The sequence below is a fragment of the Imtechella halotolerans genome (assembly GCF_028743515.2).
GTDB lineage: Bacteria > Bacteroidota > Bacteroidia > Flavobacteriales > Flavobacteriaceae > Imtechella > Imtechella halotolerans.
Map to the genome: position 1 here is coordinate 575,233 of NZ_CP117969.2, position 13,761 is coordinate 588,993.

The 13,761-nt window shown below is 37.9% G+C and carries 16 protein-coding genes; 12 read left to right on the forward strand and 4 right to left on the reverse strand.

Annotated elements, in window-relative coordinates; translation table 11 throughout:
• Window position 1: 1 nt before the first annotated feature.
• Together PT603_RS02520 and ribD are read right to left on the reverse strand one after the other, a co-directional pair.
• Window positions 2-613 carry an HAD family hydrolase gene (locus tag PT603_RS02520; protein WP_008238699.1) on the reverse strand — a complete coding sequence of 204 codons (612 nt, stop codon included), beginning with the start codon at window positions 611-613 and terminating at the stop codon, window positions 2-4.
• Window positions 610-1,662, reverse strand: coding sequence for a bifunctional diaminohydroxyphosphoribosylaminopyrimidine deaminase/5-amino-6-(5-phosphoribosylamino)uracil reductase RibD (gene ribD, locus PT603_RS02525; protein WP_008238700.1), 1,053 nt, complete (start codon window positions 1,660-1,662; stop codon window positions 610-612). Before ribD ends, PT603_RS02520 begins: the two co-directional genes overlap by 4 nt.
• A 97-nt stretch (window positions 1,663-1,759) precedes the next feature.
• Between ribD and PT603_RS02530 the strand changes: the two genes are divergently transcribed.
• The 6 genes from PT603_RS02530 (at window position 1,760) to PT603_RS02555 (ending at window position 7,207) form a co-directional block, all read left to right on the forward strand.
• The gene (locus tag PT603_RS02530; RefSeq protein WP_008238701.1) at window positions 1,760-2,245 is read left to right on the forward strand and encodes a GNAT family N-acetyltransferase; all 486 of its coding nucleotides are present in this window, start codon (window positions 1,760-1,762) and stop codon (window positions 2,243-2,245) included.
• Between the two features lie 95 nt (window positions 2,246-2,340).
• A complete protein-coding gene (locus PT603_RS02535) occupies window positions 2,341-2,940 on the forward strand; it encodes a hypothetical protein (RefSeq protein ID WP_008238702.1) in 600 nt (199 codons plus the stop codon).
• A complete protein-coding gene (locus PT603_RS02540; protein ID WP_008238703.1) occupies window positions 2,937-3,653 on the forward strand; it encodes a DUF3307 domain-containing protein in 717 nt (238 codons plus the stop codon). The genes PT603_RS02535 and PT603_RS02540 overlap by 4 nt, the downstream gene beginning before the upstream one ends.
• Window positions 3,654-3,665: 12 nt before the next feature.
• Window positions 3,666-4,511, forward strand: coding sequence for a peptide chain release factor N(5)-glutamine methyltransferase (prmC, locus tag PT603_RS02545; RefSeq protein ID WP_008238704.1), 846 nt, complete (start codon window positions 3,666-3,668; stop codon window positions 4,509-4,511).
• Window positions 4,512-4,514: 3 nt separating this feature from the next.
• Window positions 4,515-6,518, forward strand: a complete 2,004-nt coding sequence (gene ligA / locus PT603_RS02550; protein WP_008238705.1) for an NAD-dependent DNA ligase LigA — start codon at window positions 4,515-4,517, stop codon at window positions 6,516-6,518.
• The gene (locus PT603_RS02555) at window positions 6,515-7,207 is read left to right on the forward strand and encodes a lysoplasmalogenase family protein (protein WP_008238706.1); all 693 of its coding nucleotides are present in this window, start codon (window positions 6,515-6,517) and stop codon (window positions 7,205-7,207) included. The genes ligA and PT603_RS02555 overlap by 4 nt, the downstream gene beginning before the upstream one ends.
• Here the strand turns inward: PT603_RS02555 and PT603_RS02560 are convergent, their stop codons facing one another.
• The gene (locus PT603_RS02560; protein WP_008238707.1) at window positions 7,208-8,119 is read right to left on the reverse strand and encodes a bifunctional metallophosphatase/5'-nucleotidase; all 912 of its coding nucleotides are present in this window, start codon (window positions 8,117-8,119) and stop codon (window positions 7,208-7,210) included.
• Between the two features lie 24 nt (window positions 8,120-8,143).
• On the reverse strand, window positions 8,144-8,905 hold the full coding sequence (locus PT603_RS02565) for a 5'-nucleotidase C-terminal domain-containing protein (RefSeq protein WP_008238708.1): 762 nt from the start codon (window positions 8,903-8,905) through the stop codon (window positions 8,144-8,146).
• A gap of 76 nt (window positions 8,906-8,981) precedes the next feature.
• Between PT603_RS02565 and PT603_RS02570 the strand changes: the two genes are divergently transcribed.
• The 6 genes from PT603_RS02570 (at window position 8,982) to porD (ending at window position 13,757) form a co-directional block, all read left to right on the forward strand.
• Window positions 8,982-9,491, forward strand: a complete 510-nt coding sequence (locus PT603_RS02570; protein ID WP_008238709.1) for a DUF6913 domain-containing protein — start codon at window positions 8,982-8,984, stop codon at window positions 9,489-9,491.
• 10 nt (window positions 9,492-9,501) lie between these two features.
• Window positions 9,502-10,395: a 4-hydroxy-tetrahydrodipicolinate synthase gene (dapA, locus tag PT603_RS02575; RefSeq protein WP_008238710.1), complete on the forward strand. Its 894-nt coding sequence runs from the start codon at window positions 9,502-9,504 to the stop codon at window positions 10,393-10,395.
• A 121-nt stretch (window positions 10,396-10,516) separates the two neighbouring features.
• The gene (locus PT603_RS02580; protein WP_008238711.1) at window positions 10,517-11,314 is read left to right on the forward strand and encodes an outer membrane protein assembly factor BamD; all 798 of its coding nucleotides are present in this window, start codon (window positions 10,517-10,519) and stop codon (window positions 11,312-11,314) included.
• Window positions 11,315-11,326: 12 nt separating this feature from the next.
• A complete protein-coding gene (locus PT603_RS02585) occupies window positions 11,327-11,650 on the forward strand; it encodes a DNA-directed RNA polymerase subunit omega (protein ID WP_008238712.1) in 324 nt (107 codons plus the stop codon).
• Between the two features lie 12 nt (window positions 11,651-11,662).
• A complete protein-coding gene (coaBC, locus tag PT603_RS02590; RefSeq protein ID WP_008238713.1) occupies window positions 11,663-12,874 on the forward strand; it encodes a bifunctional phosphopantothenoylcysteine decarboxylase/phosphopantothenate--cysteine ligase CoaBC in 1,212 nt (403 codons plus the stop codon).
• The gene (gene porD / locus PT603_RS02595) at window positions 12,867-13,757 is read left to right on the forward strand and encodes a type IX secretion system protein PorD (protein WP_008238714.1); all 891 of its coding nucleotides are present in this window, start codon (window positions 12,867-12,869) and stop codon (window positions 13,755-13,757) included. The genes coaBC and porD overlap by 8 nt, the downstream gene beginning before the upstream one ends.
• Window positions 13,758-13,761: the final 4 nt, after the last annotated feature.

Sequence of the window (13,761 nt, forward strand, 5' to 3'; positions counted from 1 at the left end):
TTTAAAAATAGGGTTGGTCGAATAAGGTGGTAATGTCTTCAAGTTCTGGAGTAAGATTCCAAACATGGATTCCAAGTTCAGAGGCTGCAAGGGTATTTTCAAAAGTGTCATCAATAAATAATGTTTCTTCCGGCCTAAGATTATTTTCAGTTAAAACATATTGATAGCATGATGAATCAGGCTTGCGTTGGTGGATCTGATGTGATAAATAGAATTTTTCAAAACAGTTTTGAAATCGGGTATATCGCTCTTCTCCCATATTGGCAATTACTTTCTCTATATGAAGCTCATTGGTGTTGCTTAATAAAAATAATCTATGAGTTCCTTTGGCGGCAAGGGATTCAATGAATTCTAATCTTTTTTCTGGAAAATCAAGGATGATGGCATTCCAAGCATTTTCCAAATACGCCTTGGAAACCCAGGGGAATAGTTTAGCGTAATAGGAGACAAATTCCGGAGTTGTTAGGAGTCCTTTTTCGTAGTCCGCATTGATGTGAGTCATTTCTTCAGTAATTTGAAAATCAGTTATTTCTGAAGTTAATAAACGCAAGGTAGCGGCCTTGTCGAGATTAATGAATACATCACCAAAATCGAAAATGAGATGTTTAATCATGTATTATAGTAATGGTGTATTTGGTCGTTTAGTAGTGATGTCTGATGGTCAGGTACTTGTTGAATTTTAGGTGCTGGAACTCCTTTCTTTTCAAATTTTTCTCCAGTAAAAACACGTGCCTCATCCCATAGCGCTTCTTCTATAAAGGTATTCAGTGTTTGTGTTCCTCCTTCTATAATAAGGCTTTGTAGGTGATGTTCGTAGGCAATGTCACAAATTTGTGTGGCCAGTGGTTTAGAAAAATCAATGGTATGAAAATAGGTGTTTTTTGTGAGAGGAGTATTCGTTTTTTCGGTAATAAATAAGGTCTTTACACTTCCATCCCAAACGTTATAGTTCTTTGGAATTCGTAGGTGCCGATCAATAATGATCCTCACGGGATGATGGCCCTTCCATAATCGGGAATTTAGTTTTGGATTGTCCTCCAAAGCAGTACGGGTTCCTATAAGAATGGCAGCTTCTTCTGTTCTCCACTTATGCACAAGTTGCCTTGAATACGGATTGGTAATCCAGAAAGGTTGTGGGTTGTTCTCCCTTTTTTCAGCCATGGGAGCGATAAAACCATCTTGGGTTTGTGCCCATTTTAGGATAATATAAGGTCGCTTTTTGGTGTGAAATGTAAAAAATCGTTTGTTTAATTGGTTGCATTTGTCTTCTAAGACGCCTAGGGTTACCTGACAACCGGCTTCTTTTAATAGTTGTATGCCATTCCCTGCAACTTTGGCAAATGGGTCTATGGTACCAATAACTACTTTTTTTATTTTTTTTGCAATGATTAGGTTTGCACAAGGAGGTGTTTTTCCATAGTGACTGCAGGGTTCCAAGCTTACATAAATGGTACTTTCAGGGAGCAATGCTTCGTTTTTAACGGAAGCAATGGCAAGAACTTCTGCATGGGGTTCACCAGCTTTGCGATGCCAGCCTTCACCTATGATAAGACCATTATGAACAATTACACAGCCTACCAAGGGATTGGGAAAAGTGCTTCCTAATCCATGGCTGGCCAATTCCAGACAGCGTTGCATGTAGAATGAGTCTTGTGGTGTCATTGGGATAAAGTTACTTTAAATAAATCGCTTCTATTCTCTTTTGTAAAGTGATTTTTTATAAGTTCGTATAGCCGCACAAAAATAATATTTAAAAGGAATGAATTCTGTAATTATTCGTGAAATTACCTCTAAAGATAATAGGGAGGTTGCTCGTGTTATTCGTAAAGTTTTGGAGGATATGGGGGTTCCTAAAGTAGGTACTGCCTATGCTGATAAGGCATTAGATTGTATGAGTGAAACCTACTCAAGAGAAGGAGCCTGTTATTTTGTTTTAGAGGTTGATGGACATGTTTTAGGAGGTGCTGGTATCGCTCAATTAGATAATTTTGATGGAAATGTATGTGAACTTCAAAAGATGTATTTTCTGGATCAAGTGCGAGGTAAAGGATGGGGGAGAAAGATGATGGAAGTATGTCTGTCTAAGGCTAAAGAACTGGGATATGATCAATGTTATTTGGAGACAATGCCTTATATGGAGGATGCGCAAAAGCTTTATAAAAAAGTAGGTTTTCAATATATTGATGCTCCCTTGGGTGATACAGGGCACTATTCTTGTCCCGTATGGATGTTGAAGAAATTGTAATTCTGCTCTAGCTCAGATAAAATTAATTATCTGTTTTTTATAGGATATTTTCATATATCTGATATTTTTCAGATATTTGAATAAAAATGTAACCAATGATAGCTGTAATTACAGGAGATGTTATCAATTCCAGGAAGTCGCCAAGTGCGCTATGGCAGGATTCCTTAAAGGGGGTACTGGCAGAATATGGGATGAATGGCCCAGATTGGGAGCTGTATAGGGGCGATAGTTTTCAGTTGAAAATAGAAGTGAATGAGGCACTATTGGCGGCTATACATATTAAGGCCAGTGTTAAACGACATTCGGGTTTAGATGTTCGTATGGGCATAGGTATTGGGTCTGAAGATTCTAAAGCAGATAGGGTTACCAGTGCAACAGGCCAAGCTTATGTTTTGTCGGGGACCTGTTTTGATGGACTCAAAAAACAGACGATGGCCATAGCTACACCTCATGAGTTTTTAAATGAAATATTGGATGTGATGCTTTCTTTGGCCTTGTTGACCATGGATACTTGGAGTGATACCGTAGCGGCTGTTATTTGTAAAGTCATTGAGCATCCCCAGAAAAAGCAGGCAACCATTGCAACCCTTATGGGGAAATCACAAAGTAATATAAGTGAGGCTTTAAAGCGTGGGGGCTTTGAAGAGGTTCGAAAATTAGAACAATTTTATAGAAAACAAATCTCTTTGGTATGATAGTTTTAGTGATTACTTTTTTATTAGCACACCTATTAGGAGACTTTGTTTTGCAACCTGCTAGCTGGGTTGCTCATAAAAACACCTATAAAGTCGCTTCTAAATTCTTGTATATTCATGTGTTAGTACATGCCCTTTTATTAGTTGTACTGTTGAAATTTGACACCCAATATTGGGTTGGTATTTTAACAATTTGCTTAGGGCATTACGGGATAGATATACTTAAGATATATACTCAGAAGCAGGAGGCCTCTCCAAAAGCATTTATAGTCGATCAATTAGCGCATTTAGTGTTAATTATAGGTGTAGCCTATGCTTATTACCCAACTAGTGATATATGGTTTCTTTTTAAAAGTGAAAAATGGTTATTGAGTATTACTTCTCTTATTTTGGTGAGTCAAGTAGGAGCTATAGTGATCAGGGTATTAATGTCATCATGGAAGCTAGAAGAGGACTCGGCAAATGAGTCTTTGAAAAATGCAGGAATGTATATTGGTATTGTCGAGCGACTTATGATTTTTGGATTTGTGGTGTTTGATCAATGGGCAGCCATTGGATGGTTAATAGCTGCTAAGTCTATTTTTAGATTTAGTGATTTATCAAGAGCAAAGGACCGAAAGCTTACAGAGTATATGATTATAGGAACCTTATTGAGTGTAGCCATAGCGATTTCTGTAGGTTTGTTACATAATTATATAGGGTCGTTGTTATAAGTAGATGCGTGTATGAGATTGAAAGAAATAAAACAAATATTTCATAAAGAGTTAGAAGCTGTTTATGATGCCATGGAAATTGATTCCTTTTTTTATCGTCTGATTGAACAGTACTATGACTTTACAAGGTTGACATTAGCCTTGCAGCCTGAGATGTCACTTTCAAAGGAGGAAGAGCAACCTTTGTTTGAGGCTTTAGCGGAATTAAAAGAACAAAAACCACTGCAATATATTCTGAAAACAGCCTATTTTTGTGGCCTAACCTTTGAGGTGACACCTGATACACTCATTCCACGTCCAGAAACCGAAGAATTAGTACAGTGGATCGGGGAAACTGTAGATAAGAATGTTCCTTTACGTATATTGGATATAGGTACTGGCAGTGGTTGTATTGCCATATCGCTAGCAAAGAGCTTAGCTAATGCTGAGGTAACAGCTATTGATATATCATCCAAAGCCTTGGAGGTGGCTAAACGCAATGCTGAAAATAATAATGCCTCTGTGATATTTATTCAGACAGATATTTTGGAGACCACGCAATTATCACAAACCTATGATGTTATAGTTTCCAATCCACCTTATGTACGTATGTTGGAAAAGGCTTCCATGAAATCAAATGTACTGGCCTATGAACCACATACGGCTTTATTTGTGGAAGATAAGAATCCGCTGATTTTTTATGAGGCGATCACTGAACTTGCGAAACGGTATCTGGAAGAAGGAGGATGGTTGTTTTTTGAGATCAATCAATATCTCGGGGTAGAGATGAAGGAGTTGCTCGCAAAACATCAGTTTAAAAATAGTAGTTTACAAAAAGATATGTACGGTAATGACCGTATGATAAAAGCACAAAAATAGTATATGAAAGGGGTACAAGAACGCATAGGCAGATTGCGAGAAGAATTGGAACAGCATAATTATAATTATTATGTACTAGACGCTCCCACTATTTCTGATTTTCAATTTGATGAAATGATGAAAGAGTTACAAGCACTAGAAGCTGCCCATCCTGAACTGTATGATCCTAATTCTCCCTCTGTAAGAGTGGGTGGGATGATTACCAAGAATTTTGAAACGGTGGTACATGAGCATCGTATGTACTCTCTGGATAATTCGTATTCTAAAGAAGACTTGGAAGATTGGGAAAAGCGAATACTAAAAATTGTAGGTCCTGAAAGTGTTGCATTTACTTGTGAATTAAAATATGATGGCGCCTCCATTAGTCTTACCTATGAAGATGGTAAATTAGTGAAAGGAGTAACGCGGGGCGATGGGTTTCAAGGAGATGATGTAACGAACAATATAAAGACCATCCGAAGTGTTCCTCTTCAGCTTAAAGGGGATTACCCTTCTAAGTTTGATATACGCGGGGAAATTGTCTTGCCTTTTGAAGGGTTTCAGAAAATGAATGAGGAGCGTATTGCTGCAGGAGAAGATCCTTATATGAATCCTAGAAATACAGCCAGTGGAAGTTTAAAACTTCAAGATAGTAGTGAAGTGGCCCGTAGACCTTTGGATTGTCTATTGTATACTATTGTAGGAGAACATACCGGTATAACCACTCAGTATGAAAGTTTAGAAAAGGCTAGATATTGGGGGTTTAAGGTCCCTAAAGAAGCCCGCCTTTGTAAATCTACAGAAGAGGTTATGGAGTTTATTAACTATTGGGATGAACATCGTCATGAGCTTCCGTATGAGACAGATGGAGTTGTGGTTAAGGTTAATTCGATTCAACAACAACAAGAATTAGGATATACCGCTAAATCTCCCCGATGGGCCATGGCGTATAAGTTTAAAGCTGAACGAGTTTCAACAGTGTTAAATAGCATTACCTATCAAGTGGGAAGAACTGGGGCTATTACCCCGGTTGCTAATCTGGAGCCTGTTTTATTGGCAGGGACCATCGTAAAAAGAGCCTCACTGCATAATGCGGATCAAATAGAGAAGTTGGATATTCGAGTAGGGGATACGGTGTATGTGGAAAAGGGAGGAGAGATTATCCCTAAGATAGTGGGAGTGGAATTGGCTAAGAGAAGCGAGGGTACATCGCCAACATCTTATATTACCAATTGTCCAGAATGTCATACCCCACTAGTGCGCACTGAAGGAGAAGCTCAGCATTACTGTCCAAATTATTATGGTTGTCCACCTCAAATCACAGGAAGAATACAGCATTTCATTTCTAGAAAAGCAATGGATATTGAAGGCATGGGAGCGGAAACAGTCGAGTTGCTCTTCAAAGAAGGTCTTATCCATAATTATGCAGATCTATATGAACTTACCACAGAGCAGTTGGTTCCCTTGGAGCGTATGGCCGAGAAAAGTGCTGAGAATTTGGTAAATGGAGTGTTGAGGTCTAAAGAAATTCCATTTGAAAGAGTCCTTTTTGCCTTGGGAATTCGTTTTGTGGGTGAAACAGTGGCCAAAAAACTTGCCAAGGAGTATAAGTCTATTGATGCGCTTTCTAAAGCTACATTATTAGAGCTTACCATGGTGGATGAGATTGGGGTGAAAATAGCTGAAAGTGTACTTGATTTTTTTGCCAAAGAGGAAAATTTGGTGAGTATTAATCGTCTTAGACAGCATGGAGTGCAAATGGAGATTTCAGCCCAGCAATTAATGAATCAATCTGACAAACTCAAAGGGAAAATATTTGTGGTTTCTGGGGTTTTTGAAAGTGTGTCAAGAGATGAACTAAAGAAAATGATTGAAGATAACGCGGGGAAGGTTGCCTCTTCTATTTCTTCCAAAACTCATTATGTGATTGCGGGTGATAATATGGGTCCTAGTAAAAAGGATAAAGCAATTGCTCTGGGAGTTCCAATAATCAGTGAATATGATTTTAAAGAAATGCTGCAGGTATGATTGTAGAAAATAAGTTGCGGTCCATCGTTAGCTATCTTGCCATCCTGGCCGTGTTTTGTGTACCTGTATTGGATATATTTCGCTTATGGGAGAATCCTGAAGCAAGTCGTAAAATTACAGGTATATTGACGATACCGTTGGTATTGGTGTATTATTTGATGAACACCTCAGTAAGGGATCGGTTGTATCTCTTAAGTCTTCTGGCTGTATTTATCGGTGATACCGTGTTTACTATAGATTCGACCAATTTTAGTTGGGGCCTTGTTTTATATGCCTTAGGTAATCTGATGTATTGTCTGGTGGTGTTTAATAATATAGAATATCTTTCCTATAAGGCTATCTTGTTAGTTTCTGTTCCCTTTTTTCTTGTATACCTAGTTCCGTTTCTTTATTTCTACGAAATGATTGAAAAGGATTTCTTTGAAATTATGGCCTATACGCTTTCTATTGGGTTTTTGGTTTTAATGGCTTGGGTAGAATTCTTTAGTAGGCGAACAATTGCAAATAGATGGTTGCTTGGAAGCAGTATTGTGATGGTTATATCTACCTTGGCATATGGTGTGCATATGTATATAGAAGGGTTGTTGCTTTTAAAAGCGGTGGTGTTGCTGGCCTTCTCAGGATTTCATTGGATGTTTAGTCAGTATGTAATACAATCATCCAATGAACCTAATGAGATGAAAATATAGTTATACGATGATGGTGGAACCGTTAGCTGTGGTTTCTCCATTTTCAAAATAGAAATCGATTCTACCTACGTTTATACCGTAGCAACCTACTTGATTTACAAGCATATTTTTTCCTTTACGATTCTTAACTACCGTAGGTTTCTTTAAAAAGGTATGGGTATGTCCTCCAATAATGAGATCGATGTCCTCGGTATTGGCGGCTATTTGTAGATCTGAAGGTCTTTGGCTGTTTTCATAATGATACCCCAAGTGAGAAAGGCAAATAACCAAATCGCAACGCTCTTCATCTTTTAAAATCCGACTCATATCCTGGGCTATCTCTATAGGAGGTAGAAAGGAGGTTTCCTTATACATTTTTTTGTTTACGAGCCCATCGAGTTCGATACCTAACCCAAAAATGCCGATACGTATACCGTCCTTATGATATACTTTGTAAGGTTTAGTATGGGTATCCATAACGGTATTTTTAAAATCGTAATTGGAAATAATAAAATCAAATTTAGCATGTGGAAGTTGCGCGTATAAACCGTCAATTGAGTTGTCAAAATCATGGTTACCTAGGGTGGCGGCATCGTATTTAAGCATACTCATTAGTTTAAATTCCAATTCTCCGCCATAGTAATTGAAATACGGAGTGCCTTGAAAAATATCTCCAGCATCTAGGAGCAGCGTATTTGGATTTTCCTGACGAATTTTTTCTACTAGTATGGCTCTACGCGCCACTCCTCCCTGATTAGGGTTTCTTGGATCATCCGCGGGAATTACATCAATATGACTGTGAGTGTCATTGGTATGTAAAATAGTAATATGCTTTTTTGTATTTAAAGAGGTACAACTTGTCAGTGGGAGTCCACTTAAGGATACCAGTGCAGATGCACCTGCTGTATGTTGAATAAATTGTCTACGTTTCATTGCTACTATTAATTAAGTACAAAATTAATTGTTTGGACCAAATCGATTATCTGAAACAGCTGATATGGTGTCAATGGCTGTGAAATAGTCTATTAGAAGATTTCGTAATAAGTAGTCTGTTTCAGTAACTGAAACTGGATTACTAAAAAAGTTCATGTGATCCCCTCCGTTCATTAGGTAGTCGGTGGTAGCTATATGATAGGTTTGTTCCGCTATTATCGGCTTTCCTTTTACGGTAAATGTAGAAATGCTTTCATCCTTATTAAAGTGAAGCTGAAATTGGTTCGAAAGTGGATGGGCTGTTTTTCCTTTAATAAGATACTGAGCTAATTCTTGCATCCGATCACCTGAAATTTCTACTACCACGACCATATTTTCAAAAGGCATTAATTCAAAGGCGGAACGAGTGGTTACATCACCTTTGGGTAGTGAAGATCGTATACCTCCGTTATTTAGAATTACAAAATCTATTTCTCTCCCAGTTCTGTTTTTGTAAATTGGATTGGTCATTTGATAAACGGCATCTGCCATAAGATTACCAAGAGCCGTATTGTATGGGGTGTCTGTTTTGGTTAGAGTTGACGGATTATGGGCGAGTACTTTGGCTAGATCTTTATCAATATGGTCTCTGTATGGTTTTACGAAGTCCTCAATTTGTTGATTCTCACTCAAAGAGTCGTTTACATTTAGTTGGGTGCCTTCAATGCGATGGATATGCTTTGGTGTCTCTGAACAGCTCCAAAACAAACTAAATGTTATAAAAATAACAAAATGTTTAATTTTCATAAGTTAAGATTTGTCGAAAATGCAATAGTTGCAGTATTTTATTGATTAATTTTGCAACAAGATATCGTAAAAGTACATGTTTTTAAAAGCACTCAAAAGAAAGTCAGCTAAGAAATTTTTACATCAAGTAGCTCTGACCCCAAAAAGCAATCGGTCATTTGATGTAAAGGCTGTAAAAAAAGTAGCTTGTTTAGTGGATTTAAATGCATTTAATCGACCAGAACAGCTGAACTCATTTTGTGAAGTTTTCGGACTTGAATCAAGCAATTTTCACCTGCTGGGATATAAAGAACAGCCAGGAGATGCATCCATCGCTTATTTCACGCCTGATGGACTTCAATGGAAAGGAGTATATAAACAGGAAGAAGTGAACCTTTTTTTAGGGAATACCTACGATATTTTAATTAATTATTTTCAAGAACCTAAAGTGCCTATTTTGGCGGTATCTGCTCGAGTAGATGCAAACATTCGATTAGGGTTTGATGGAATTGGAGCGAAGTTTAATGATATTCACTTTAAAGGTGAACTTAAAGAAATGGCAGCCTTCCAAAAAGAAATGATGAAATACTTACAAGTAATACGATAACTGGAAAACAATGAATACAAAATTTTTAGGAACTGGTGTAGCACTAATTACCCCTTTCCAACAGGATAAATCTGTAGATGTACAGGCTTTAGAGCGATTGGTAAATTATGTAATTGAAGGAGGAGTTGAGTATTTAGTGGTGTTAGGGACTACTGCTGAAAGCGCTACCTTGACTAAAGCAGAGAAAGAACTAGTGAAAAGCACTATTACCAGAGCAAATGCGGGAAGAGTACCTATGGTTTTAGGTGTTGGAGGTAATAATACTGCAGAGGTTGTTGAAGAACTGACCTCTGGAGAATATGGGGAATATGATGCGATTTTGTCTGTGTCACCTTATTATAACAAACCAACACAAGAGGGGATCTATCAACATTTTAAAGCTGTTTCTCAGGCTTCCCCAATTCCGGTAATTGTATATAACGTTCCTGGTAGAACCGCCTCAAATATGTTACCTTCTACTGTAGTGCGATTAGCTAAGGACTTTACAAATATAATAGGTATTAAAGAAGCTGCTGGAGATACCGTTCAGGCTTTTCGTTTAATTAAAGATAAGCCAGAAGGATTTTTAGTAATTTCTGGTGATGATATGATTACCCTTCCCATGACATTGGCAGGTGGAGCTGGTGTTATTTCTGTAATTGGTCAGGGATTACCAAGAGAATTTTCTCAAATGGTGCGATATGCCCTAGAAGGAAATGCTATAGAAGCTTCCAAGCTGCATTATCAAATAATGGAGAGTATTGATCTTATTTTTGAAGAAGGAAACCCTGCAGGTATTAAAAGTATGTTACAGCAATTAGGGGTCTGCCAGGATGATGTACGTTTACCGCTAGTAGGTGCCACGGAGTCTCTTCAACATAAGATTGCCGCTTTTTTAAAGCAATTGAATCAGGTTACGGCCTGAGCCAAGGGGAGTTAAATCTTCCTTAAATGCAATTTTTCTAGATGTTTATCTGTTATTTTAGCTTGAAAAATAGTTTTTATTATAACAGATAAATGTCTAATTTTGCCCAATGTTAAAAAAAATGAGATACCTAGCAGTAGTGTTACTTACACTGGTACTTACAGTTTCATGTAATGAATATCAGAAAGTACTGAAAAGTGAGGATGCCAAATTAAAGTATGATTTGGCTGAGAAGTTTTATAACGAAGGAGACTTCCGTAGAGCCAATCGCTTGTTTGAGCAGATTGCTCCTCAATATATAGGTAAGCCTCAAGGTGAGCGTATCATCTTTATGTATGCCAATTCTTTCTATCAGATTAGAGATTATTATACTGGGGGATATCAATTTGAGCGTTTTGCAAAATCATATCCTCGTAGTGAGAAGGTTGAAGAAGCGGCATTTTTAGCTGCAAAGTGCTTGTATTTAAGTTCGCCTAAATATAGTATCGACCAAACTGAAACCCATAAGGCAATCGAAAAATTGCAGCTTTATATCAATCAGTATCCTACCTCAGAGAACTTGCCTGAAGCTAATAAGATGGCGCAAGAGTTGAGTGAAAAACTTCAACGTAAGGAATACGAAATAGCTAAGCAGTACAATACTACACGAAATTATGAGTCCTCTGTGACATCGTTCAATAACTTCTTATTAGATTTTCCAGGTAGTATCTATAGAGAAGATGCGATGTTTTACAGATTTGATTCCGCTTATAGACTTGCCATTAATAGTGTAAGTTATAAAATAGAAGAGCGTTTACTAGAGGCCGAAGGCCATTATAACAATCTGAAAAAGTACTATCCACAGACCAAGTATGCGGACAAAGCGGATGCTATGAAGGCAGAGATAGAGGAACAATTAAAAACAGTTACATCGAAATAATTTAAGGGATATATGAGCGATTTAAAGAAGACAGAAGCGCCGGTAACTACCATTACGTATGACCGCAATAAGTTAGATACGCCTACGGAAAATGTCTATGAGGCTATTTCTATTGTCGCTAAACGCGCGATACAAATCAACGCTGAGATTAAAAAGGAGTTAATTGAGAAGTTAGAAGAGTTTGCTACTTATAACGATAGCCTAGAGGAGATCTTTGAAAACAAAGAGCAAATTGAAGTTTCTAAATTCTACGAGAAATTACCAAAACCACATGCATTAGCAGTTCAAGAGTGGTTGGAGAATAAAATTTACTACAGAAATACAGAGGAAAAATAATCCTACCATATTATGTCTATACTAAGCGGCAAAAACATACTGTTAGGAATTACAGGTGGCATTGCCGCTTATAAGACTCCTTCTTTGGTAAGGCTTTTTGTGAAAGCAGGAGCCCATGTACGTGTAGTTATGACGGACAGTGCCAAAGAATTTGTTACCCCACTTTCACTTTCTACAGTTTCAAAAAATCCGGTATATTCTTCTTTTACCAGTGAAGGTGAAGAGAATGGGCTTTGGAATAATCATGTGGATTTAGGGTTGTGGGCTGATATCATGCTTATAGCACCAGCGACGGCTAATACATTGTCTAAAATGGCTCATGGTGTAAGTGATAATTTTTTGTTAGCTACCTACCTTTCTGCCAAATGTCCTGTATTTTTTGCCCCGGCAATGGACCTGGATATGTACAGACATTCCTCTACGCGAAACACCTTTGATATTTTAAGAGCTTTCGGCAACATTATGATTCCGGCAACTCATGGTGAACTCGCTAGTGGACTTGTTGGAGAAGGGCGAATGGCAGAACCTGAAGATATTTTTTCTTTTGTAGAGGCAGAGTTGTACAAAAAATTACCACTTAGAGGGAAACGATTTTTAGTCACCGCAGGTCCTACCTATGAGGCCATCGATCCTGTGCGTTTTATTGGAAACCATTCCAGTGGAAAAATGGGAATAGCTATCGCTAATTCGGCCGCTAGTTTAGGGGCTGAGGTGGTATTAGTGTTAGGACCATCCACTGAAACTGAATTTCATCCTCAGGTAATCGTCGAGCGTGTAGTAAGCGCCAAACAGATGTATGAGGCCGCCCATGTTCATTATCCCGATGTAGATGTAGCTATTTTAGCAGCAGCAGTTGCTGATTACAGACCTACATCTGTGGCTGATCAGAAAATAAAAAAAGCGACTTCAGCGTTACATATAGAGTTGGAGCCGACCCAGGATATATTAGCCTCTTTAGGAACGCTGAAAAAACAGCAATTTCTAGTGGGTTTTGCCTTAGAAACGGAAAACGAGAAAGACAATGCTATTGGCAAACTAAAGCGAAAGAATTTAGATGCCATTGTACTTAATTCTCTGAATGACCAAGGAGCTGGTTTTGGTAAATCAACAAATAAAATTACCTTTATAGACAAAGAGCAAGTTTCGATAGATTTTCCATTGAAAACTAAAGTGGAAGTAGCTCAGGATATTATAAATGAAATTATCTCTCGTATCCATGCGTAATGTAGTTGCTTTATTAGTTGTATTATGTTGTATTGGGACCATTGGAGCCCAGGAATTGAATTGTAGCGTTCAGGTCAATTATCAGCAGGTCAATCAAACTAATAGGCAAATTTTTCAAACATTACAGCGATCTCTCAATGAGTTTGTCAATCAAACCCGTTGGACTGATAAAACGGTGGGAAATAATGAGCGTATTAATTGCTCCATGGTAATTACGGTGTCTAGCTATGAATCGGACCGTTTTCAAGCTACCATCCAAGTTCAGTCAAACAGACCGGTTTTCGATTCATCCTACAAAACCACTGTTTTCAATTTTAATGACAGAAACTTTTCATTTGCCTATCAGGAATACCAACCTATATTCTTTAATCCCAATAGTTTTGATTCGAACTTAACTGCAGTCATAGCCTATTATGTGTATGTAATTTTAGGAATTGATGCGGATACTTTTAAGGCCAATGGCGGTACAGAATATTATCGTCAGGCGCAACAAATCGTTACGATGGCCCAAAGTAGCGGCTATATCGGATGGCAACAGACGGAAGGGAATCGTACACGATGGGAATTAACGGATAATTTGCTTTCAAATACTTTTAAGGAATATCGCTCTGCTATGTACAACTATCATCGTTTAGGGTTAGATACGATGGTTAAAGACCGAAAGGGAGGTAAAGATGTGATATCGGCTAGTATTCGACAATTTGAAATTTTAGCAGGTCGCCGTCCTAATGCACTGCTTACCCAAACCTTCTTTGATGCTAAAGCAGATGAAATTCAACAAATTTTCTCTGGAGGACCTATGGTAAATACGTCTAGTTTAGTTCAAATCTTGAATAAAGTAGCACCGATTCATGCCGATAAGTGGCAACGAATTAAGCCGTAAAAGG